Raw genomic sequence first — 21,808 nt, forward strand, 5'->3', positions numbered from 1 at the left:
CCAAAAAATCCCTTTCAACTTTTCTTTCGCTCAAACCCTCGTTTGGGCGAACGCCGTTTTTGGAGCAAAAAACATGGCCGAGTTTATTCCGCCACTGGGCACCGCCGATCCTCAGATTTTTATGGAAAATGTCCGGCGTCTCGATCAACTGATGCAGTCCTCGGAATTAACCTTTCCGGACCGTGCGGGTGAACTGCTGTATACCTGGCGCGGTATCCATCAAACTTTAATCCCGCTCAGCAAGCAATATATGACGCTGGCGGCGGCGCAGGCGGATATCGTGAATATTCCGGTGGGAAGCACCACGTATTACCGCAGCCCGGATGACAGTGCGCTTGCAATTGAGGTTATCAATAACGCCGGGACGCTACAGCCAACCGGCCGAAAAATGCCCTCCCAGCAGGCCGTGGACGCCATTATCAGGGCTGTTTTTGGCGGTCTTAATGTGTTGTTTGATCCGCTTTGCGAATTGCTTCTTCTTTATCCTTCCCTTGGCGGGAAAACACATATCCCCCTGGGGTCAATCACAGCAGCGGCGAATACAAATTCAAGGATGGGGTTCCCGGCCATTGTGGCGGGGCCAGCAGCGGGAGGTGTGGCAGCGAGAACGGCATGGCTTGCTGATTGCGGTTTGAAGGCGGGGGATGTAATCAGTACGAGGGTTACTGCATGGTATGCCAACGCAGGCGGGCGCGTGGCCTATGTTTTCAGGGATACGTCTGGTACACAGATTGGCACCCAGGGATTGCAATATGCCACTGCGACGGGCGTAAACAGTTTTACAAACACGCTGACTATTCCTGCCGGGGCAGTCAGGTTAGATATTCGGGTGGAAAATACGGCTAACGCTGGACTGGTAGAGCTGGCTGTTGTGTTCGTGATTACTGCAAACGCTTCCGCTAACCTGGTTGTTCCTGGACGTCCTCTTTCTCCTTATCCTGTCCCTCTCAGCGCGGGAGCGGTCTCGACCGATGCGATACAGAAAAAGGCGGTGACAGTAGAAAAGGCCGCCTTTTTTGTTCCTGGGGTTAACCTCTTCGATAAGAGTGCGGTGACACCTGATTCATATGTTGATGCCTCAACGGGCACAATAAAGACAAATGTAACTTATGATGCCTCAGATTTTATCCCGGTTGTTGCAGGGAACACCTATACGCAACACTATGCTCATCAAACTGCATATTACGATGCAAACAAAAACTATTTGTCAGGTGAGCAGGCATCTACATCTCCGGCAACACCCCGAACTTTAACAATACCGACAGGTGCCGCTTACATCAGAATGACCGTTGCCAAAACGGTTCTGAACACAATGCAGTTTGAAAAGGGAAGCGAGGCGACGGGTTACCAGCCCTATGCTGTTCAGCTTGATCCACTGCTGATACCTCAGACGAACACTGCAGTTATTTCTGACTATGTGGAAAGAGCGCATCAAATCCGTGTTGGTCGTATGAAGTTAAGCCAGCTGGAATCAGGAGCATCGACCATTCTAACCGTCGGTATCTTTGGTGACTCGTGGCCAACACAGCCAAACCGGTTTTCACAGCCATTAGCAAAGGCGTTGAGAGCAAAGTATGGCGCTGGATCGGGGGTTGGATGGACGTCGTTTGGAAGACATGCAACCTCAGAGAGCATAATTAACGCCAATGTGTTTTCTCCGAGCAGTTCAGACGTATTGAAAACGTTGTTCACATGGACGGGTAACTGGTTATTTAGCTACAGCGGAACTAAAAATCCCACAAACAGCTCTCCGGATACTGCCGTGGTTACGTCATCCACACCAGGGGATAAGCTGAAAGCTACTGTTCCCGGCACGTCTGATGGTGGCTGGTCAACGTGCAGGCTTGGGTATGTGGGTACTGGTGACGGTGTTATTCGATATAACTGGGATGGAGGGGCATGGACGACGCTCAACGTACAAGGTAGCGGGCTGCAGTTTGTTAATATTAACCCACCGGCTACAGTAAATGCGTCGAACGTGCTCAACATTGAGAACGTGTCCGGTACCGTTTCGCTCTGCGGACTAAATCCCCTGGCAACTGGGGCAGGTGTACGTGTTCATAAGCTTGGTGCATCCGGTTCAAGCCTCGCCAGCTGGCTAACAATGGATGCGGGTGATTTTGCGAAGGCGCTGACGGAGCTGGCGCTCGACACAGTAATCATTCTGACAGGCACAAACGACCAGAGAATTACGGGAGGAGCGACGGCTTTCGAGAATAACCTCCGCTCGTTCATTGCACGCATTCGAGCGGCTTTGCCGGGTGCAGATATCCTGTTCGTTATGCCCTGCGAGAATGAGCGCACAGATAACCCGACAACAATGGCAACAATGGCAAAACGGGCCCGTTCCGTCACTGCCGAGCTTGGCTGTGCATTTATAAACCTGCAGTACATTTTTGGAGATAATCCGGCAGATTATGCCTATGGCTCGGTTCATTCCTGGTTTGCCGAGGATGGCATTCACCCGGATCCGGCAACTGGGGGTTATCTAATCAAAGATGCCGTTTTTCGTGTTTTAACAAACAGATAGAAAAATGTCCCCCGGAGGCACGCCGGGGGAAAGATGATAAATGACATTATTGCTGTGTGCGTCTTTGCGCACAGCAATATGCTCTAGGAAAATTCCTGGCATTTCCAGCTATTTCTTTTTTTTAAGAATAAGATCATGCAGATATGCCACGCTTTGAGTAATAAGCCTTTAACGCAGCATATACCTGATTGATCTCAGTTGTTGAGAGCATACGGCTGTAAATCGCGGCCGCGTAAAGATTACCCTGTGAGCTCTCTGCGGCGTTGTAATGCGATCCCAACAGGATATTACCTGCCTTTCCATAAACACCATTTGCTGGCAAAGGCGCCTGGCCATTTTTATTATTCGTCAGATCATAAAGGCTGGACGTTTTTGCTGTTTGACTGAATGCCGATGCTATGGCGCGGAGCCTGATATTATCAACACCCGACGATACCCCATAAGACAGGTTCTGTCGGGTGATGAAACCATCAGTGGAATAACTCAGCGACAGCGTTGGGTTTCGCGTGGTGGCGCTCTGACGCATAAATGATTGTGACGTGAAACTCCCTCCATTTGTAATCGGCGAACCTGTAGTGGACCAGGTCGGGAAATTACCATCCGCGCCGGTTGGTTCTGCCACCGTAATAATGGTCATTTCATCAGTCAGTTTTATCCCGGTATTGATGAAATTAAGCAGGTTGGTCAGCAGGAAGCTTTGTCCGTTGGTGTTAAAGAGCGGACTCCCGTTCTTTGCAGGAGTCGGCTTGTTGGGAATCAGGTTGCGTGTCAGCGAGTCTTCGCTGTTAAAAAAATTGAAGTACTCCACGCCTGCAGTTACCGGAGGTAAATATCCGGTAGCCACCGCAGAAAAATCGACATCTTTCTGAATTGCCAGGCTCATTTATTCATCCTTAGTGAAGGTCATGGAAAAGGCAATAGACCAGTTTTCCATCGGATAGGGTTTGCCGATCAGCTCCGGAATATTCTCTTCCGGCCACTGGGTGAACTGCGGGTCATATTCGTACACTTCATCCGGTACGTAATTATCAGAATCGGTTACCATACCCTGCCCATACTGGGGGCGTGTTGCATAGGCCACCCGGACTTTCCCCTGCGGCTCTGTATCGCATGTCAGGCGAATAACCGTGTCGGCTGCAACAGCAACGCTGGTGATATTCAGTTCTGTCCCTATGCCTGACGGATCGGCATCAATCATATGCCAGGCGCGAAATCCGCTATTAGTGATGGGGGTTCTGGTTCCGTTCCTGAACGGGCTGGTAAATTTTAAAGGTGGATGATCGACGTAGTAACTCAACAGAAAATCTGAACCTGCACAGGTAATACCCGTGGGAGCGAGTGGCTGGAATGGACGCCGCTGATTCAGTACACGATCTTTTGCTTTGGCAAAATAACAACCCAGCCAGCGACTGCCGTTCGTCATCAGATGGCCGCCTTTATCCGGCAACTGATAGTCCGGCCCAATGAGGAAACAGTTTGGTGTTTCCTGACAAAACTCCCATTGCGCCATTCCCACCCAAAGCTCGACAGCGTTCACCGGCTGCGTGGCTGGATTAGGACTGTAGGTGTATCCCGTCTGAGAAATAAACCAGGCTGGATTGTCTTTCTGGCCGGTGATCCCACGAATTGTATTATTGATTTTGTTGTAGAGTTGCCCCAGTTGCGATTTATATGTGGCTTTAGGCGTTCCGTCATCATAGTCGCGTTGTCCCTGAACGAAATCGACCCCGGTAACCGAATAGGTTTTCCCTTCGCTGTCAGCCAGGGCCTTTGCCTTCGTTACGCATTCAACGACACGATTAAAATATTTGGTATCGTCCATCAGGCTGGCAATTGACTGGCCGGACACGCCGACCGTGGAGGCGACAAACAGTCGACCAGGGTCAGCACTCAGACAGTGCGCCTCAAGGAAGTGTCGTCTGAATCCGTTCACCGCGCCAACGATCGGACTCTCCCCTTCATTAACCGCGCTTCGAGCCAGCGCGAGTTGCTCCGCATCGGACAGAATGGCGCTGCCAGAGACTGACTGTACAACTGCCCGCAGAGGTTGCCACGCATTTACGCCCAGGGGAACAAACGCATTGTTCGTCGTGCTCGCCGGACGAACAGACTTCCCCAGCATTAGCGAATCATATTTAGGCGTTTTGCTGACAACCGGCCAGCTCATATACCCCATACCAAGGCTCTGACACTCCATCAAAAAATGGTTATACGCCTCAGTCGGAAATTTCAGCCGTGTCAGTACGCGCCGCGAAACTTCCGCCGCGTAAGCTTTATTTTTCAAATCCAGAATGCTGACTTCGTCAACAGGTGAAGAACCGCCGCCGGAATCTCCCAACAGATAGCGTCCGAAATTATCCAGCACATCGATATAGAATCCCTCGGGGTCCTGAAACCGTAATCCGACATCATCGGTAAACAGGATTTTGATATTTCCCGCCAGAATATTGTCTGTCCCGAGGTAAGCAGCCCGTGATCCAAATCCCCCCTGATCATCCACTCCCCATGAAATCCAGCCAGCAGAGTCTTTCAGTGCCAGCCAGAACCCTGGTACATCTCCGGTAACAATCGAATCCAGTAACTGACGCGAAAGTGCGTCCACGGCATCCTGAGAAGGCATCCGACGTCCGGTAGCCGTCAGAACCCCATTTATGTTTTTGTACTCATCCGCAAGGGCAGCGCTGTCCGTAGTTCTAACCCATGTCACGGAGCCATCTGGTATTTTTCCAGCAGCTACTGCAGCCTGAGCATCAGAGAGCGTATTAAAGGGGAGCCCAATAGCGGTAATGCTGTTCTGCGCATCAGTGACAGCAGCAAGCATCATCGTCACGATCTGGCGCCAGGTGTCCAGCGGTTGCCCGGCACGGTCGGGAACGGTGCCCGCTGGCCCGTTAACAAGTTCGTCAAAGCGCGTGGCGTTATCGAGCAGCACCGCGGGCGACGTGCTCCCAAGTGGCGGATCAAAGGCCATGTTTTTTGCTCCAAAAAAAGGCGTTCGCCCAAACGAGGGTTTGAGCGAATGGCCGCGGCTTTTTACAATCAGCTATTTCAAGGAGTTAGATAGTGCTGATTGGCTATGCGAGGGTCTCAACCGGGGATCAAAACCTCGATTTACAGAAAAACGCGCTGATCCGCGCAGAATGTGAGCTGGTTTTTGAGGATATGGCCAGCGGGAAAAATGCCCGGCGGCCAGGGTTAAAGCGAGCGCTGCGGCGGCTCCGTCCGGGGGATGTGCTGGTGGTCTGGAAGCTGGATCGGCTTGGCCGCAGCGTACGCGATCTGATTACGCTCGTGTCGGAGTTGCAGGCGCGCGGGGTGAATTTCCGCAGTCTGACCGACAGCATCGATACCAGTACGCCAGCAGGCCGCTTTTTCTTCCACGTCATGAGCGCCCTGGCGGAAATGGAGCGCGAGCTGATCGTCGAGCGTACCCGAGCCGGTTTAGCCGCAGCGAGAGAGCAGGGGAGAGTAGGCGGACGCCGCCGGGTAATGACCACTGAGGTTGTGGAGCGATGCCGCAGAATGCTGGAGAACGGCGCTACCAGGCAGCAGGTAGCCGATGTGATAGGTGTAGACGTGAAAACTATCTACAAGTACCTGCCTGCTTCTGAATAATCATTATGTTGCGTCGGTGCGCCTGATCGATAGCTGGAACCTGTATTGATCAGATCTCCCAATGAATCTACTGTATATAAAAACAGTATTTAAGGAGGTGAAATTATGCCGCGAAACTCAGATATCGAAATAGCCTGGCGTCAGGCAATTGTCATTGATCCTAATGGCCGTCGCACCGTGACAACGTCCGGTTTTATCCGGGAACTCGCAAAAGTTAACTGGATATGGTCACCGCGCCAGGCTAACCAGTGGATAGAGCACTATGTGACGACATTCCGGGATGTCTCAACGCAGGAAGGAGATGAAAGAACGTTCCAGTTATACAACCCGAACGGAGGGCTATAACGTGGGGTTTCCGTCGCCAGCAGCAGACTATGTAGAAGGGCGTCTGACCGTCGATAAACTCTGCGGTACTGGCCCTAATACTCGGATCGTACAAACAGAAACCGGTTATGCCGTGGTTGATTTCTCCGTTAAACCAAAGCAGCAGGACACGGTATTGATCCAGTACTCCGGCGGTACAGATTTTGCGAAAGTTATGGGGAAGGCGTTTATTACTCGGGATGGTGAGGCATTGGAAGGCGAAGCACTCGACGACGTGGTAGTGTTAGGAATAGTGACATTCGTTATTAACCGGATAGGGAAGGATGATGATGATTATCCAGTTATATGAAAAGTGGTGCGCACCTAAATTTCATCCTTACCCCTGGATGAAGAGCCTATAAAAACATGCTGGTAAAGTAGCGCCATTCGATACTGGAAAGGCGCTCGCAACTTCATTCAGAGGCTAAAGTATTCCCAGCCAATCATTAAGGGCTAATGTCAAAAATTTCATGAGAAAATGAAGTTTTGAAGATGGCTAACTTATTGAAAAGGTTGTGTGTGAAATTTGAGGTATTTTCTCAGAAAAATAGTTAACTATCTGTTTTTAAAGAAAAGCAGTCCGGTCTCGAAAACCGGAGTAGGGGCAACTCTACCGGGGGTTCAAATCCCCCTCTCTCCGCCAACTATTCTTTCTCTGACCATTCCCCTTCAATAACACCGTTAGCTTCAGGTATAACGCCTGCGCTGGGGTATCGCCATCATCATCGTCCTGGTTTCAGCGTAAAGACGCGGTAGTGCGCCTTGTCCTTTTGTGGTCTTACCGCCGCAATTTGCCCGAACGAGCTTAAACGCATCATAAAGAGGGAAGGTACGCCTGGAAAGCGGCAATGTTGAAAAGAGTGATCTCAACGGAGCGGGAACAAGAAAAAGCCCGCTGAGCGCGGGCTTTGATGGGGATCAGAACTGGTAAACGAGACCGAGGGCCACGATATCATCGGTCGAGATACCGTTGTTGCGGTAGAAGCGGTCGTCTTCATCCAGCAGGTTGATTTTGTAATCCACATAGGTGGACATATTCTTATTGAAGTAGTAGGTCATGCCGATGTCGACATACTTGACCAGATCCTTGTCGCTATAGCGAGAGTAGTTGTAAAGATCTTTCCCCTTCGATTGCAGATAGGCCACGGATGGACGCAGCGGTAAATTATACTCATCGAACTGGTACTGGGCGACGACTTCAAAGTTCTGCGTCTTGTTGGCAATAGCGCCGTTGCCGTAGAAGGTCATGTTGCGGGTTTCCGCATACATGGCGGCCAGATAGATGTTGTTGGCGTCATATTTTGCGCCGACGGTCCAGGCCTCGGCTTTATCACCGTTAGCGTAAATATGGCTGCTGCGTGCTGCCGCCAGCTGGTTATGGGTACGGTCGGAAGCCGAGTAGGCGGCCCCGAAGCTGATGCCCATATCGAGATCGTAGTAGCTGGAGATACCAAACCCGTCGCCATTTTCCCGCGCCAGTTTACGAGCGCCGCCGTTGTTTGTGCCTTCGCCAGAACCGGCGTTTTCATTATTCCCCTGATACTGCAGGGCGAAATGCAGGCCGTCGACGAGGCCGAAGAAATCGCTGTTACGGTAGGTGGCCACCCCGTTGGTGCGGCCGGTCATGTAAACGTCGGTCTGAGTGTAGGTATCGCCGCCGAATTCCGGCAGCATATCAGTCCAGGATTCGATGTCGTACACTACGCCGTAGTTACGGCCATAGTCCAGTGAGCCATAGTCAGCAAACTTCAGACCGGCGAAGGCCAGACGAGTCCATGAATTCGCGCCTTCTCCTTCGCTGGTGTTCGCTTTGACATTGTATTCCCACTGACCGTAGCCGGTTAACTCGGAAGCGATCTGCGTTTCGCCTTTGATGCCTAAGCGAGCATAGGTCTGGTCGCCGTCCTCGCTGGTGTCGTCAGAGAAGTAACGCAGGCCGGCGACTTTCCCATAAAGGTCCAGTTTGTTGGCGTTGTTGTTATAAATTTCTGCAGCATTAACGGCATTGACCATGAGTAATGCCGGTACCATGAGTGCCAGTACTTTTCTTTTCATTATATATTCCCTTTTAATAATAATTTCTGTGAATTATGACAATCCCTCCGGAATGCCTGTCAGATACTAACGACTAAGTTCATTTTTATTTAAAATAAAATATGTAAATAAATAATGTAAGATATTACAAAATATTTCTATGTGGTTCATTATATTAAATTTAAATGAATCTGTTTTAATGATTATTTTTTTGTATAGCAATAGGTTATGTTGCTGTGTTGCGATCGTGGTTAACTGAATGAAATTATTTGTATTAATTTACAGTGAGCTGGTTATTCAGCCTTTAAATATAATTTATTAGTCAATTCCGCCGGCGGATTGATAATTACACTACGCGGCATGGCTGGGTGTCGTTAATGTTTAAGCCCGTGGGTAAAGAATAAAAAAAATCACCCCTGCGTATTTCCATTGGCAGAATAAGTGATAAGTGGGTGCAGAAGACAAGGATGAAACTGCTGCCTGTGGCGCAGCATGGCGGTATAATGTGATGAGTGTCACGTTTTTGAGTGGCGGTAGTATGATTTGTCACGGAGAGGAATGAGATGGAAGAGCAGGCAAAACGCAGCCCGGGCGGCAAACTTGCGCTATGGGCGTTGTATGCCTTTTGCGGATATTGTGTCTGGGTCATTGTGCGTTACTGGTGGGTGGTGGGAAAAATTCACAGTGTCCCCGGCGCCAGTGCGGAGGGCGACTTTGGCACCATGGCAGGGAAATGGCTTGGCGCCCTGCTGGGAATGCTGGTGCTCGCCGGCATTGGCGCGATCCTCGGCGCTGTCGTCTGGTATACACGGCCCTCCGGAAGCGGGCGGGATCATCGGTCGTAAAGTTGCTATGCTCGAGGCTGACCTACAGATAAAGGAACGCCTATGAACCTGGTTGACTGGCAGCAGCGATTTGAGCACTGGATACTGACGCACCACGCCCGGGAGGATGCGGCGCACGATCTGTCCCATTTTCGTCGCGTCTGGGCCACCGCCACCCGGCTGGCCGCCGGGGAGGAGGAGGTCGACGGGCTGGTGCTTCTCACGGCCTGCTATTTTCATGACATTGTCAGTCTGCCTAAAAATCATCCGGAGCGAAGCCGCTCCTCGATGATGGCTGCCGAGAAAACCCTGGCTATTTTGCAGTCGTCGTTTGCCGATTTTCCCGCAGACCGGTATGCGGCGGTCAGCCACGCTATTGAGGCGCACAGCTTCAGCGCGGCGACCCCGCCGCGCACGCTGGAGGCGAAAATCGTCCAGGACGCCGACCGTCTCGAGTCGCTGGGGGCGATAGGCCTGGCGCGGGTCTTCGCCGTCGCCGGCGCCCTGAACACCATTCTGTTTGATGCCGACGATCCTTTCGCCGACCGGCGAGCGCTGGATGACAGAAAATATGCCCTCGACCATTTCCAGTGCAAGCTCCTGCGCCTGCCGGAAACCATGCAGACCGCCGGAGGAAGGGCTATGGCGCAGCATAATGCGCGCTTCCTCGTCGAGTTTATGGCCAAGATCAGCGCGGAGCTGAAGGGGGAACCCCTGGCGCTGGATGAGGCGGTTTTACGCCGCTTTGCACCGCAGCCGTCAACCGACCAGTGATTTATGGTACTCTCTGCAAAAATCGTCCGCGCTGGTTGAGGATATGCCACAAAAGTTAAGCAAGGAAAACAGGTCGTTGTCATTGACGGAACAGGCCGGTGAAGAGGCTCAGGCGCTGCTGCGCCAGCTGATGACGATCTACGATGTAAAAACGCTGGTCGCCGAACTGGTGAGCGTCGGGGAGCAGCACTGGAGCGCGGCGATCCTCAAGCGCGTGGCGGCCCTCAGCCGCGCGGCAGCGCGTTTGCGTCCGCAGGAGGTCGCTCATCTGGCGACGCTGCTGCCGTCGCCGCCGGCCCATCATCCGCACTATGGATTCCGTTTTGTCGATCTGTTTGCCGGTATCGGCGGGATCCGCAGCGGTTTTGAAGCTATCGGCGGGCAGTGCGTCTTTACCAGCGAGTGGAACAAGCATGCGGTGCGCACCTATAAGGCCAACTGGTATTGTGATCCGCAGCAACACCGTTTCAATGAAGATATTCGCGATATCACCCTCAGCCATCGCCCCGACGTTAGCGATGACGAGGCGGCGCAGCATATCCGCGAGACTATCCCGCAGCATGATGTGCTGCTGGCCGGCTTTCCCTGCCAGCCTTTCTCACTCGCCGGCGTGTCGAAAAAAAATGCCATGGGTCGCGCCCACGGCTTTGCCTGCGAAACCCAGGGGACGCTGTTTTTTGATGTAGTGAGAATTATCGCCGCCCGTCAGCCGGCGATCTTTGTGCTGGAGAATGTTAAAAATCTCAAAAGCCACGATCAGGGGCGGACCTTCCGCATCATCATGCAGACGCTGGATGAGCTGGGGTATGAGGTCGCTGACGCCGGGCATAGCGGGCCGGACGATCCGAAGGTGATCGACGGGCGCCATTTCTTACCGCAGCACCGGGAGCGCATCGTGCTGGTGGGCTTCCGCCGCGATCTGCAGCTGCACGAGGGGTTTACGCTGCGCGATATCGCGGCGCTGTATCCGGCGGTTCGGCCAACATTTGGCGAGCTGCTGGAGCCGACGGTGGATGCCAAATTTATCCTCACGCCGGTACTGTGGAAATATCTTTATCGATATGCCCGCAAACATCAGGCGCGGGGCAATGGCTTTGGTTATGGCCTGGTGGACCCCGCCAATCCCCACAGCGTGGCCCGGACGCTCTCCGCCCGCTACTATAAAGATGGCGCCGAAATTCTCGTCGATCGCGGCTGGGACCGGCCGCTGGGCGAGACGCATTTTGACGATCCGCAGAATCAACAGCGGCGTCCTCGTCGGTTGACGCCGCGGGAGTGCGCCCGGTTGATGGGTTTCGAATCGCCTCAGGGGGCGCGTTTCCGCATCCCGGTGTCGGATACCCAGGCCTATCGTCAGTTCGGCAACTCGGTGGTGGTTCCGGTCTTCGCCGCGGTGGCGAAGCTCCTGGCCCCGCGCATCGCTCAGGCGGTGGCGCGTCGCGAAGCGGGTGATAACGATGGCGGATGTTCACGATAAAGCCACGCGCAGTAAAAATATGCGGGCTATCGCCACGCGCGATACGGCGATCGAGAAGCGGATAGCGGCGCTGTTGACTCAGGCGGGATTCACCTTTGTTGCCCAGGATCGCGAGCTGCCGGGACGCCCTGATTTCGCTTTACCCGATTACCGTTGCGTCATCTTTACCCACGGCTGTTTCTGGCATCACCATGACTGTTACCTGTTTAAGGTGCCGGCCACCCGGACGGCGTTCTGGCTGGACAAGATCGCCGGCAACGTGGCGCGCGATGCCCGTGACCGGCAAAAGCTGGCCGAGCAGGGCTGGCGGGTGCTTATCGTCTGGGAATGCGCCCTGCGCGGTCGGCTGAAGCTGAATGACGAGGCGCTCACCGAGCGTCTGGAAGAGTGGATCTGCAGCGCCGGACACGACGCGCAGATCGACACCCAGGGTATCCGCGAACTGGCGCTTATTTCGACGCCTTACAAGGGGTAGCTTCGCTGCGAACCGGGAAGAGATATTTCCCCAGCGTCACCAGCACGACGGCGAAAATAATCACCGCCAGCGCCAGCCACTCGATCAGGGACAGGCTTTCGCCACCGAATCCGGTACCAAGCAGAACCGCCACCACCGGGTTGACATAGGCGTAGCTGGTGGCCACCGCCGGGGTGACATTGCGGATCAAAAACATATAGGCGTTGATGGCAATCAGCGAGCCAAAGATAGCCAGGTAGGCCACAGCGGCGATCCCGGACCACGACGGTACACGGGTTAAGGTTTCGCCGCTCAGCCATGACGCGGCCAGCAGGACGATCCCGGCGGCGAGCATCTCGATTGCCCCCGCCATCATGCCGGTCGGCAGCTCGATCCGCGAACCGTAAACCGAGCCGAAGGCCCAGCTCAGGGAGCCAATCAGGATCAGCAGCGCGCCCCAGGGGTTGCCGTTCAGGTTGCCTCCGCTGTTAAGCATCACAATACCCGCGAGGCCAATGGCAATCCCCAGCCATTCCAGTTTACGAGTGGCGATGCCGAAAAAGCGGCTGAAGCACAGGGTGAACAGCGGAACGGTGGCGACCATGACCGCGGCGATCCCGGAGGGAACGTGCTGATGTTCGGCCAGGGTGACAAAGCCGTTGCCGACGGCCAGCAGCAAAACCCCGATCAGCGCGGCGTTAAGCAACGGTCCGCGGGCCGGCAGTTTATGGCCGGTGGCCAACAGCCATCCCAGCAGCAGCACGCCGGCAGAGAGAAAGCGAATTCCGGCCATCATCAGCGGCGGCCAGCTGGCGACGCCGACGGCGATGGCGAAATAGGTAGAGCCCCAAATGATATACAGCGCAAACAGCGCCCCGATAAGCGGTAACAGCTGACGGGTAGACATACTTCCTCACGACGGTGCAGAGATAGAAAGGGGACATATAGTAAACGTGAAAACTATCCTGCTGGCGAGCGCTTAATTTGCGTCAGGTTGTTAAATTTATATTGACTAATTGTACCTTGGGCAGCGGCCGTTTTTTAACGCATACTCGAGGGAGACATTGATGAAAAGAGAAGGAAAATCATTTTGGCAGGAAGTAGTCTTTTAACATTACTCGATGATATCGCCACGCTGCTGGACGATATTTCCATGATGGGCAAGCTGGCGGCGAAAAAAACGGCGGGGGTGCTGGGCGACGATCTCTCCCTCAACGCCCAACAGGTGACCGGCGTGCGGGCAAATCGTGAGCTGCCTGTGGTCTGGGGCGTGGCGAAAGGGTCGTTCGTCAATAAAATCATCCTCGTGCCGCTGGCTCTGCTAATCAGCGCCTTCATTCCCTGGGCGATTACGCCGCTGCTGATGTTGGGCGGCGCGTTTCTCTGTTTTGAAGGGGTGGAAAAGGTGCTCCACAGCCTGGAAGCGCGTAAGCACAAAGAGGACCCAGCGCAACGGCAGCAGCGTCTTCAGGCGCTGGCGGATCGTGATCCGCTGGCCTTTGAGCGTGACAAAGTCAAAGGGGCGATCCGCACCGACTTTATTTTGTCCGCGGAAATTGTCGCCATCACCCTCGGCATTGTCGCGGAAGCGCCGCTGCTGAATCAGATCCTCATTCTGTCGGGGATCGCGATTCTGGTCACCGTCGGGGTCTATGGCCTGGTGGGGGTGATCGTCAAACTGGATGACATGGGCTACTGGCTGGCGGAGAAACGCAGTACCCTGGCGCAGTGGCTGGGCAAAGGGTTATTGACCGTGGCGCCCTGGCTGATGAAAGTGCTCTCTATCGTCGGAACGCTGGCCATGTTCCTCGTGGGCGGCGGGATTGTGGTTCACGGTATTGCGCCGCTACACCATGCCATTGAGCACTGGAGCGCGGGGCTGGGCGGCATGTTGGCCGCCTTGCTGCCGATGGTGGCTAATCTGGTGCTGGGTTTTATCATCGGCGCGGTGGTGCTGGCGGGCGTCAAGGCGGTCAGTCGCCTGCGTGGCGCGGTGAAGTAGTCAGGTGCGGCGCCGCATGACGGCGCCGCGTGGTCTACGCTAAAAGCGCCTCCGGTATCGACAGAGACCGGGCGTGCTGACGACGTCAGATTTGCGCAACGTACTGCGAGAGAAAGATGGAAAAGCCACTACGGTTGAAGTTGAAAAAACTCTACCACCTGACTCGCCCGGCGCATGTGGTTAACATTTGTTTTATCGTGGTGCTGTTTTTCTCCACGCTGCTGATCTGGCGCGAAATCAATGTCCTGGAAGAGGCCTACGTGGCGAACCAGCGCAATAATCTGGCTAACGTCGCGCATGAAATGGATGGCCTGCTGCAGTTCAACATCGACAGGATGATGTTTTTTCGCCACGGTATGCAGTCCGCGCTTGAACGCCCGCTCGACGTCGATGTGTTGCACGAAGCCAGCCAGCGCTATCTGAGCCAACGCCACCAGGAGACCTGGCGGGTGGCGCTCCCCAACCGCCGGACGCTGCCGGTGTTTGGCGTCTCGGAGGGCGTCGTCAGGGATCACCCGCTGCTCTTGCCGGACGATCCGCTGGTGGTCAATGAACTGATGGCGACGCTGGAGCTGGGTTATCTGTTAAACCTGACGCAGCATGACCGCGATTTTGCCGAGCGGATGCAATATATCTCCCGCAGCGGTTTTTTCACCTCGACCCTGCCGCTGCGCGATGAATCGCAGGTGAAGACCTACTATTCGCGCGCCATCAGCGCCCTCTGGTTTACCCGGCAGACCCAGCGGAACAATCCGCACCGCGGCGTTATCTGGCAAACCTTTCCTGACGATGACCCGCAGCTGGAAGAGCAGGTGGTCACCGCCTCGATACCTCTGGATTTTGCCGGTTACTGGCGCGGCGTGCTGGCGATGGATTTCTCAGTCAGCGAAATAAAAGCATTTTTAATCAGCGCGATGCAGGGCGGGCAGGAGGGGGAATACCAGCTTTACGACAGCCATCTTAGCCTGCTGGCCTCGTCTGCGCCGGGGAATGTCCTTACGCTGCTGTCGCCGCGCGAACAGGAACTGCTCAGCCGCGCGTTTGCCCATGATAATCAGGGCGGTCTGCGTCTGCTGACGCGCTATATCAGCTGGGCCAAACTGCGCAATTTTGATGGCGTGCTGCTGCGGATCCATACTCTGCGGGAAGGCGTACGCGGCAACTTTGGCACCATCACCATCGCCCTGACCCTGATGTGGATCCTCTTCACCTTAATGCTGCTGCTCTCCTGGCTGGTGATCCGCCGTATGGTCCGCAATATGAGCGTTCTCCAGACCTCCCTGGAGTGGCAGGCCTGGCACGATGCCTTAACCCGCCTGCTCAATCGCGGGGCGCTGTTTGAGAAGGCGATGGCGGTAGCCAGCGACTGCCAGCGCAGCGGACGACCGCTGGCGGTCATCCAGCTCGATTTGGATCACTTTAAGGGCATTAACGATCGCTATGGCCATCAGGCGGGTGACAGAGTGCTGTCGATGGTGGCCAGTACGCTTGCCGGCACCGTCCGGGACGGTGATTTGCTGGGCCGCGTGGGCGGAGAGGAGTTTTGTGTCGTGCTGCCGAATACCACGCTGCAGGAAGCGGCGGCGGTAGCGGAGCGGCTACGCCTGCGTATTCATGGCCGGGAGGTCTTTTTGCATAACAACGTGACGCTGCGGGTCAGCGCGTCGTTAGGGGTGAGCGGCAGCGAAGAGCGGGGGGAGTATCACTTTGAAGCCCTGCAGTCGGTCGCCGATGGTCGACTGTATCTGGCCAAGCAAAATGGCCGCAACCAGGTCTGGTATCGCAGCGAAGCGTGAGCAAAACGTTTCGCCCGAATCAGGCAAAATGAGATTTTTCTTAAAGTGTTCGGCGGGGATCGCGCTATCGAATGAAACCGGTTTGCGGCTAAGCCTTATCGCATCAGCCCTGCAGCCCTTTCTGCTGCGAAGCGCCAACTTTCTCAATATTTTGCGCCATGAATATCGCTTGTCATGCAAAATAATTGAGGATAATGTTTCAACGCATCGGATTTCCCGGTGTAACGAATTTTCAAGTGCTTCTTGCATTAGCAAGTTTGATCCCGACTCCTGCGAGTCGGGATTTTTTTCGCCCATCGCTAGCGGTTGGCTTCACTGGCGCTGAAATCATGAATATCGAGTTCAAATGCCTCCGCCAGTTCACGCCAGGTATGCGCCCCGCGGCCATCGATACTGGCGTGCTGTGGGTCATCGAGGATGCGATGGACTTCGCTTTCGCTGATCTCATTAATCGCCGCCAGCAGAGCATCAACGTTGACATCAACGTCGTTCCCGGTCTGGTCTGTCAATCGGTTCTTCATCATTACCCCCCCTCGCTGAGCGTCGCTCAAGCCTCTTTAAGTATAGTCGGTCTAAAAAAACGCCAGTCACTGCCCGCGACGCTGCGAGCGGCGTGGTTTTGTTCTACACTGGCTGGAAATAGAGAGGAGATGGATTATGCAGGTGAACGATCGTGTCACGGTGAAGACCGACGGTGGCCCACGTCGATCGGGCGTAGTGCTGGCAATTGAGTCGTTTAGTGAAGGGACGATGTATCTGGTTTCGCTGGAAGACTATCCCCTGGGGATCTGGTTTTTCAATGAAATAGGGCACCCGGATGGGATCTTCGTGGAAAAAGAAATCTCGTAAAACCGAACTGGCGGGACCACCGCCAGTTTGTTTCAGCGTAGATTCACCTGAATACCGCTGGTAATGTTTTCGGTCAGCCGAACGATGTGGTAAATCACCTGCTTATTATGCGTCTGTATTTTCTTTTTAATATTGCCTTTATGCGATGATACCGTTTTCGCTTTGATGTTCATTTGCGTTGAAATTTGCGAAGTACCATGCCCGGCCATCCACATTTGCAGCATATTTGATTCTGTTTTGCTCAGCGACAACGTCGGTAAATTTAACTGTCCCAGACTCGTGTTCTTGTATTTAAGATAATTAACCAGAATGACATCAAGGTCTTTTGGAGTGATCGATTTTGAGCTGATTAGCAGGTTCTTACGCACCCGTAGATAGCGGTCAAAATGGATGTTCGCCAGCGACATAAAAATCACAAACAACGTCGCCGGGTTTTGCGTGATGATCTGGCGAATAATGCCATTACTTTCATCATCATGCACAAAGCAATCTTCATTCAGAAACACCACCGCCGGGCAACATGACGCACAATGCCTGTGCAGATCCTCAGCGCAGTTGACCTCAACGATTTCCTGTTTTTTAATTCCCCGACTGGTCAGATATCCCGTTAGTCCCAACCGGGTATAACTGCACAAATCCATAATCATCGTTGACATGACCCATCCTCAATCAACACGTAACGATATACACTTCACACTGGCTGTGCGAAGCAGTCCTTGCGGGCGGTGATAATAGTAGGTTAAAGAAAGAACCCATTAGTTCCATTAAACTATTCCGCATCTCTGTATATAATTTGCCAGGAAAACTCTTAAAGTAAAGTCAAGAACCGGTAGTGTGAGCGAATTAAAAACAAAAAGTGCCCGCGGATGCTATGGTTAGGCCCCAAACATTCTTTTACTTTCAGAATTTCCTTATTTCAAATGAAGGCTGCGATGCCTGGCCGTGTTTTGCCCGGCTTCTCCGCCTGCGGCGGGGGTGGAAGGCTTAACGCTTTAATGCCACAATACTTTTTTATCAGCTTGTGGGATGAATGATGAAACAGTTAGTTTTTGCTGGCATGGTGCTGGCGCTGGCCGGATGCGTGCAGGTTGATCGTTACGAAGAGGTTGTTAAAGCGCCAGCGCCGGCAGGCCTGGAAGGCTACTGGCAGACGAAAGGGCCGCAGAGCGAGATGATGAGTCCGGACGCCATCGCCAGCCTGATCGTCACCAAAGAAGGGGACACCTTCGACTGCCGCCAGTGGCAGCGTGTGATCGCCCAGCCGGGGAAACTGATGAACCGCGATAGCGATATCTACAACGTGACCGCTTCCCTGGATATCTACCCGATCGAGCGCGAGGGCAACACCCTTTCCTACGATCGTATGACGTTGACCCGCGTTGAACGTCTCACCCCGGAGTGCGAGAAGGCGTGGGCTAAAGCGCGTGCCGCCGCTCCAGTCAGCGCGCCGACCACCGCGCGCTAAGGTTCCGGCGGGCCACTGCTGGCCCGTCCGGCGTCAGATGACTACAGCACCGCCTCCAGCACCCACACGCTGACGCTTCCCCCGTTACAGGTAAAGGTTGCGCAGCCTTCGTCGTCGGTTTCGACAATCTCTTCCCGGTTGCCCAGGAAATCCCGCCAGCGTTTGTTGCCATAGTTCTCGCCCAGCGTCAGGGTCTTTTCTCCCTCATCACCATTGGACATCACCACCACGCAGCCGGGATCCTCGTCGGTGCCGCTGCGGCTGAAGGCAATGCAGTTGGGGTGATCGAACCAGAGAGTCTGCACGCCGTGGGCAAAGCGCTGACGGGCGTCGATCAGTTCGTGTAGCTGCTCGATGACGGGCATTTCTATGGCGTAGGTTTGTCCGTCGCCGCCGGTATCTTCATAGGAAGCGCCGAAGAGATCGGCATAGAAGACCGAGGGCACGCCATTTTCACGCAACAGGATCAGCGCATAGGCCAGCGGTTTAAACCATGGCTCAACCGGCGCCTCGAGCGCCTGCAGCGGCTGGGTATCATGGTTGGTGACCAGGGTGACGGCATGGAAGGGGTCGGCTTCCACCAGCGTCCCGCTGAAAATCTGGCTCATGTCGTAATCGCGCCCCTGACGGGACGCTTCATGAAATTTCATCTGCAGCGGGGCATCGAACAGCATCGTCTTGCCCTCGACGAGGTCGATATACTGCTGGAGCTTTTCCACTTCATGGGACCAGTATTCCGCGACAATAAACAGCGGCTGCGGGGCCACCTCCTGAACATGTTCGATCCACGCTTTGTAAAACCAGGCGGGGATATGCTTCACGGCGTCAAGGCGAAAACCGTCGCAGCCGGTCTGCTCCATCACCCAGCGCGCCCAGTATTTGATCTCTTCGGTGACGGCGTGATTACGAAAATCGATATTGGCGCCCATCAGGTAGTCGAAGTTGCCAAGCTCATCATCGACCTGCTCATTCCAGCCTTCGCCGGTGTAGTCGTTGACGATTTTAAATACACCGTCTTCCGTCGGATTCTCGATGTGGTCAATGCCGCTAAAACACTTGTAGTCCCAGACAAACTGCGAATACTGCCCGGCGCGCACCGGGAAGGTATAGCGAGTCCATGCCTCGCACTCTATGATCGTCTCGTCAATTTGCGTGCGATCCTGCTCATCGACGCGCTGCACGCGCAAGGCCTCTTTTTCATCGGCGCCCATTTTATGGTTCACCACCACGTCCAGCAGCACGGCGATGTCGTGCTCCTTCAGGGCGTTGACCGCCGCCAGCAGTTGGGTTTTATCGCCATATTTGGTGGCGACAGAACCTTTTTGATCAAACTCGCCGAGGTCGAAGAGATCGTAGGTGTCATAGCCGACGGAATAACCGCCCGAGGCGCCTTTGTAGGCGGGTGGCAACCAGACCATATTGATGCCGATTTCGTTAAGACTGGGGGCCAGCGCTTCGACTTCACGCCACAGTTCGCCGCCGGCGGGGTAGTACCAGTGAAAACATTGCAACAAGGTGGGGTTTTTCATCTTCCATGCTCCAGACGTCAACAGGCTGACCTTTGCAGTATGGGAGATATCCCGCAAAACGGGTGAGGAAAGCCCTGAATTTCGCTATACCCTAAAGCGGATCATATATAATAAATTTGCATAAGATGTAGCGTAACGATGTTGGTGTCGGGCCGTTAAGCGCCTTACACTACAGGAAAATCCTAATCTTCGGGGTATCTATGAAATTAGCACTTCTGGGTCGTCAGGCGCTGATGGGCGCAATGGCCGTTGTTTTGATGGCTGGCGTTAGCGTGAAAACTTTTGCGGCGGAAAAACTGCTCAATCAGATTAAAGAGCGCGGCACGCTGCGCGTGGGCCTCGAAGGCACCTATCCTCCCTTTAGCTTCCAGGGTGATGACGGCAAGCTGACCGGCTTTGAAGTGGAGTTCGCCAACGAGCTGGCGAAACATCTGGGCGTGAAGGCCGACCTCAAACCGACAAAGTGGGACGGTATGCTGGCCTCGCTGGACTCCAAACGCATTGACGTGGTGATTAACCAGGTCACTATCTCCGATGAGCGTAAGAAGAAATACGATTTCTCTACCCCGTACACGATCTCCGGTGTGCAGGCGCTGGTGAAGAAAGGCAACGAAGGCGCGATTAAAACCGCGGCGGATCTGAAAGGCAAGAAAGTGGGCGTCGGGCTGGGCACTAACTATGAAGAGTGGCTGCGTCAGAACGTCCAGGGCGTGGATGTCCGCACCTATGACGACGACCCGACCAAATACCAGGATCTGCGCGTAGGCCGTATTGACGCCATTCTGGTTGACCGTCTGGCGGCGCTGGATCTGGTGAAGAAAACCAACAATACGCTGGCGGTCACCGGCGAAGCGTTCTCCCGTCAGGAAGCTGGCGTTGCGCTGCGTAAAGGCAACGATGACCTGCTGAAAGCGGTAGATGGCGCGATTGCGGATATGCAAAAAGATGGCAGCCTGAAGGCGCTGTCCGAGAAATGGTTTGGCGCTGACGTGACAAAATAACGGCCAGCGGTGAAAAAAGGCGCTCCTGGAAGCGCCTTTTTTTATTTAGCGCGTAACTGTGTGCATAATGAAGCATAACTGAGTCAGGAGGGGCCATGTCACTGCAAAATTTAACCCGCTTTCCGCGTCTGGAACTGATCGGCGCGCCGACGCCGCTGGAGTATCTGCCGCGTCTGTCCGATCACCTCGGGCGCGAAATTTTTATCAAACGTGATGATACGACGCCGCTGGCGATGGGGGGCAACAAACTGCGTAAGCTGGAGTTTCTCGCCGCCGATGCCCTGCGCGAAGGGGCGGATACGTTAATCACCGCCGGCGCGATCCAGTCTAACCATGTGCGCCAGACGGCGGCGGTCGCCGCCAAACTGGGCTTGCACTGCGTAGCGCTGCTGGAAAATCCCATCGGCACCCGGGCGGAGAACTATCTGAGCAATGGAAACCGCCTGCTGCTGGATCTGTTTAATACCCAGATTGAGATGTGCGATGTCCTGACCGATCCCGCGGCCCAGCTCGACGAGCTGGCGACCCGTATCGAAGCGCAGGGGTACCGCCCGTATGTCATTCCGGTCGGCGGCTCTAACGCACTTGGGGCGCTAGGCTATGTGGAAAGCGCGCTGGAAATCGCCCAGCAGTGCGAAGACGCAGTGGAGATTTCGTCGGTGGTGGTCGCCTCCGGGAGCGCCGGCACCCATGCCGGACTGGCGGTCGGCCTTGAACAGCTGATGCCGCAGGCGGAACTGATCGGGGTGACGGTGTCGCGCGCTGTTGCCGACCAGCTGCCGAAAGTGGTGGCGCTGCAGCAGGCCGTGGCCAACAGCCTTGAGCTGCAGGCGAAAGCCGACATCATCCTGTGGGATGATTACTTTGCACCGGGCTACGGGACGCCAAACGAGGAAGGGATGGCCGCCGTGAAGCTGCTGGCGCAACTGGAAGGTATTTTGCTTGACCCGGTCTATACCGGTAAAGCGATGGCCGGACTTATCGATGGCATTACGCAGAAGCGCTTTAAGGATGAAGGGCCGATTTTGTTCGTCCACACCGGCGGAGCGCCGGCGCTGTTTGCCTATCATCCTCACGTCTAATATAGAAACCACA

Annotated in this window: 21 protein-coding genes; 14 read left to right on the forward strand and 7 right to left on the reverse strand. The window is 54.5% G+C overall.

Annotated elements, in window-relative coordinates:
• Nucleotides 1–73 precede the first annotated feature (73 nt).
• Nucleotides 74–2,530: a GDSL-type esterase/lipase family protein gene (locus tag ABLV04_RS08410; protein WP_348815640.1), complete on the forward strand. Its 2,457-nt coding sequence runs from the start codon at nt 74–76 to the stop codon at nt 2,528–2,530.
• Nucleotides 2,531–2,663: 133 nt separating this feature from the next.
• Here the strand turns inward: ABLV04_RS08410 and ABLV04_RS08415 are convergent, their stop codons facing one another.
• Entirely contained in the window at nt 2,664–3,413 is a 750-nt protein-coding gene (locus ABLV04_RS08415) for a hypothetical protein (RefSeq protein ID WP_348815588.1), read from the reverse strand.
• The gene (locus ABLV04_RS08420) at nt 3,414–5,501 is read right to left on the reverse strand and encodes a hypothetical protein (protein WP_348815590.1); all 2,088 of its coding nucleotides are present in this window, start codon (nt 5,499–5,501) and stop codon (nt 3,414–3,416) included.
• A 92-nt stretch (nt 5,502–5,593) separates the two neighbouring features.
• Here ABLV04_RS08420 and ABLV04_RS08425 point away from each other — a divergent pair, with 92 nt between their 5' ends.
• The 3 genes from ABLV04_RS08425 to ABLV04_RS08435 all read left to right on the forward strand — a co-directional run bounded on the left by ABLV04_RS08425 (nt 5,594) and on the right by ABLV04_RS08435 (nt 6,818).
• Complete coding sequence (locus ABLV04_RS08425) at nt 5,594–6,145, forward strand: recombinase family protein (protein WP_032429525.1); 552 nt, start codon at nt 5,594–5,596, stop codon at nt 6,143–6,145.
• 105 nt (nt 6,146–6,250) lie between these two features.
• A complete protein-coding gene (locus ABLV04_RS08430) occupies nt 6,251–6,490 on the forward strand; it encodes a DNA polymerase V (protein ID WP_348815593.1) in 240 nt (79 codons plus the stop codon).
• Complete coding sequence (locus ABLV04_RS08435) at nt 6,447–6,818, forward strand: hypothetical protein (RefSeq protein WP_131033097.1); 372 nt, start codon at nt 6,447–6,449, stop codon at nt 6,816–6,818. The genes ABLV04_RS08430 and ABLV04_RS08435 overlap by 44 nt, the downstream gene beginning before the upstream one ends.
• Nucleotides 6,819–7,426: 608 nt before the next feature.
• Here the strand turns inward: ABLV04_RS08435 and ompC are convergent.
• A complete protein-coding gene (ompC, locus tag ABLV04_RS08440) occupies nt 7,427–8,563 on the reverse strand; it encodes a porin OmpC (protein WP_023290294.1) in 1,137 nt (378 codons plus the stop codon).
• Between the two features lie 542 nt (nt 8,564–9,105).
• Between ompC and drpB the strand changes: the two genes are divergently transcribed.
• The 4 genes from drpB (at nt 9,106) to ABLV04_RS08460 (ending at nt 12,092) form a co-directional block, all read left to right on the forward strand.
• Nucleotides 9,106–9,387, forward strand: coding sequence for a cell division protein DrpB (gene drpB, locus ABLV04_RS08445; RefSeq protein WP_023290293.1), 282 nt, complete (start codon nt 9,106–9,108; stop codon nt 9,385–9,387).
• A gap of 42 nt (nt 9,388–9,429) precedes the next feature.
• A complete protein-coding gene (locus tag ABLV04_RS08450; RefSeq protein ID WP_348815594.1) occupies nt 9,430–10,140 on the forward strand; it encodes a phosphohydrolase in 711 nt (236 codons plus the stop codon).
• 76 nt (nt 10,141–10,216) lie between these two features.
• Complete coding sequence (locus ABLV04_RS08455) at nt 10,217–11,617, forward strand: DNA cytosine methyltransferase (RefSeq protein ID WP_023290291.1); 1,401 nt, start codon at nt 10,217–10,219, stop codon at nt 11,615–11,617.
• Nucleotides 11,598–12,092: a very short patch repair endonuclease gene (locus ABLV04_RS08460; RefSeq protein WP_032453413.1), complete on the forward strand. Its 495-nt coding sequence runs from the start codon at nt 11,598–11,600 to the stop codon at nt 12,090–12,092. The genes ABLV04_RS08455 and ABLV04_RS08460 overlap by 20 nt, the downstream gene beginning before the upstream one ends.
• On the opposite strand, the gene yedA is transcribed toward ABLV04_RS08460, so the two are convergent.
• A complete protein-coding gene (gene yedA, locus ABLV04_RS08465) occupies nt 12,067–12,978 on the reverse strand; it encodes a drug/metabolite exporter YedA (RefSeq protein ID WP_023290289.1) in 912 nt (303 codons plus the stop codon). The genes ABLV04_RS08460 and yedA overlap by 26 nt on opposite strands.
• 183 nt (nt 12,979–13,161) lie before the next feature.
• On the opposite strand from yedA, the gene ABLV04_RS08470 reads away from it, so the two are divergent.
• Both ABLV04_RS08470 and dgcQ read left to right on the forward strand, forming a co-directional pair.
• Complete coding sequence (locus tag ABLV04_RS08470; protein ID WP_044524012.1) at nt 13,162–14,073, forward strand: DUF808 domain-containing protein; 912 nt, start codon at nt 13,162–13,164, stop codon at nt 14,071–14,073.
• Between the two features lie 116 nt (nt 14,074–14,189).
• The gene (gene dgcQ / locus ABLV04_RS08475) at nt 14,190–15,869 is read left to right on the forward strand and encodes a cellulose biosynthesis regulator diguanylate cyclase DgcQ (protein ID WP_023290287.1); all 1,680 of its coding nucleotides are present in this window, start codon (nt 14,190–14,192) and stop codon (nt 15,867–15,869) included.
• Between the two features lie 299 nt (nt 15,870–16,168).
• On the opposite strand, the gene yodD is transcribed toward dgcQ, so the two are convergent.
• Complete coding sequence (yodD, locus tag ABLV04_RS08480; RefSeq protein ID WP_072413467.1) at nt 16,169–16,390, reverse strand: YodD family peroxide/acid resistance protein; 222 nt, start codon at nt 16,388–16,390, stop codon at nt 16,169–16,171.
• 136 nt (nt 16,391–16,526) lie between these two features.
• Here yodD and dsrB point away from each other — a divergent pair, with 136 nt between their 5' ends.
• Nucleotides 16,527–16,718, forward strand: coding sequence for a protein DsrB (gene dsrB / locus ABLV04_RS08485; protein WP_004203477.1), 192 nt, complete (start codon nt 16,527–16,529; stop codon nt 16,716–16,718).
• A gap of 32 nt (nt 16,719–16,750) precedes the next feature.
• On the opposite strand, the gene rcsA is transcribed toward dsrB, so the two are convergent.
• Nucleotides 16,751–17,374 (reverse strand): transcriptional regulator RcsA, encoded by a 624-nt coding sequence (rcsA, locus tag ABLV04_RS08490; protein ID WP_023290286.1) that lies wholly within the window; start codon nt 17,372–17,374, stop codon nt 16,751–16,753.
• 374 nt (nt 17,375–17,748) lie between these two features.
• Between rcsA and yedD the strand changes: the two genes are divergently transcribed.
• Entirely contained in the window at nt 17,749–18,183 is a 435-nt protein-coding gene (yedD, locus tag ABLV04_RS08495) for a lipoprotein YedD (protein WP_072413406.1), read from the forward strand.
• 41 nt (nt 18,184–18,224) lie between these two features.
• On the opposite strand, the gene amyA is transcribed toward yedD, so the two are convergent.
• On the reverse strand, nt 18,225–19,712 hold the full coding sequence (gene amyA, locus ABLV04_RS08500) for an alpha-amylase (protein WP_044524008.1): 1,488 nt from the start codon (nt 19,710–19,712) through the stop codon (nt 18,225–18,227).
• Nucleotides 19,713–19,912: 200 nt separating this feature from the next.
• Here amyA and tcyJ point away from each other — a divergent pair, with 200 nt between their 5' ends.
• On the forward strand, nt 19,913–20,713 hold the full coding sequence (gene tcyJ, locus ABLV04_RS08505) for a cystine ABC transporter substrate-binding protein (protein WP_205425525.1): 801 nt from the start codon (nt 19,913–19,915) through the stop codon (nt 20,711–20,713).
• A 95-nt stretch (nt 20,714–20,808) separates the two neighbouring features.
• On the forward strand, nt 20,809–21,795 hold the full coding sequence (gene dcyD, locus ABLV04_RS08510; RefSeq protein ID WP_101978058.1) for a D-cysteine desulfhydrase: 987 nt from the start codon (nt 20,809–20,811) through the stop codon (nt 21,793–21,795).
• Nucleotides 21,796–21,808 lie beyond the last annotated feature (13 nt).

The organism is Klebsiella sp. JN_Kp127 (assembly GCF_040062505.1).
Taxonomy (GTDB): Bacteria; Pseudomonadota; Gammaproteobacteria; order Enterobacterales; family Enterobacteriaceae; genus Klebsiella; species Klebsiella quasipneumoniae.

Bases quoted from the DNA above. Each gene is read 5' to 3' on its own strand.
- ABLV04_RS08410 (WP_348815640.1), top strand. From the start codon at position 74: ATGGCCGAGTTTATTCCGCCACTGGGCACCGCCGATCCTCAGATTTTT.
- ABLV04_RS08415 (WP_348815588.1), bottom strand. From the start codon at position 3,413: ATGAGCCTGGCAATTCAGAAAGATGTCGATTTTTCTGCGGTGGCTACC.
- ABLV04_RS08420 (WP_348815590.1), bottom strand. From the start codon at position 5,501: ATGGCCTTTGATCCGCCACTTGGGAGCACGTCGCCCGCGGTGCTGCTC.
- ABLV04_RS08430 (WP_348815593.1), top strand. From the start codon at position 6,251: ATGCCGCGAAACTCAGATATCGAAATAGCCTGGCGTCAGGCAATTGTC.
- ABLV04_RS08435 (WP_131033097.1), top strand. From the start codon at position 6,447: ATGAAAGAACGTTCCAGTTATACAACCCGAACGGAGGGCTATAACGTG.
- ompC (WP_023290294.1), bottom strand. From the start codon at position 8,563: ATGAAAAGAAAAGTACTGGCACTCATGGTACCGGCATTACTCATGGTC.
- drpB (WP_023290293.1), top strand. From the start codon at position 9,106: ATGGAAGAGCAGGCAAAACGCAGCCCGGGCGGCAAACTTGCGCTATGG.
- ABLV04_RS08450 (WP_348815594.1), top strand. From the start codon at position 9,430: ATGAACCTGGTTGACTGGCAGCAGCGATTTGAGCACTGGATACTGACG.
- ABLV04_RS08460 (WP_032453413.1), top strand. From the start codon at position 11,598: ATGGCGGATGTTCACGATAAAGCCACGCGCAGTAAAAATATGCGGGCT.
- yedA (WP_023290289.1), bottom strand. From the start codon at position 12,978: ATGTCTACCCGTCAGCTGTTACCGCTTATCGGGGCGCTGTTTGCGCTG.
- dgcQ (WP_023290287.1), top strand. From the start codon at position 14,190: ATGGAAAAGCCACTACGGTTGAAGTTGAAAAAACTCTACCACCTGACT.
- yodD (WP_072413467.1), bottom strand. From the start codon at position 16,390: ATGAAGAACCGATTGACAGACCAGACCGGGAACGACGTTGATGTCAAC.
- dsrB (WP_004203477.1), top strand. From the start codon at position 16,527: ATGCAGGTGAACGATCGTGTCACGGTGAAGACCGACGGTGGCCCACGT.
- rcsA (WP_023290286.1), bottom strand. From the start codon at position 17,374: ATGTCAACGATGATTATGGATTTGTGCAGTTATACCCGGTTGGGACTA.
- yedD (WP_072413406.1), top strand. From the start codon at position 17,749: ATGATGAAACAGTTAGTTTTTGCTGGCATGGTGCTGGCGCTGGCCGGA.
- amyA (WP_044524008.1), bottom strand. From the start codon at position 19,712: ATGAAAAACCCCACCTTGTTGCAATGTTTTCACTGGTACTACCCCGCC.
- tcyJ (WP_205425525.1), top strand. From the start codon at position 19,913: ATGAAATTAGCACTTCTGGGTCGTCAGGCGCTGATGGGCGCAATGGCC.
- dcyD (WP_101978058.1), top strand. From the start codon at position 20,809: ATGTCACTGCAAAATTTAACCCGCTTTCCGCGTCTGGAACTGATCGGC.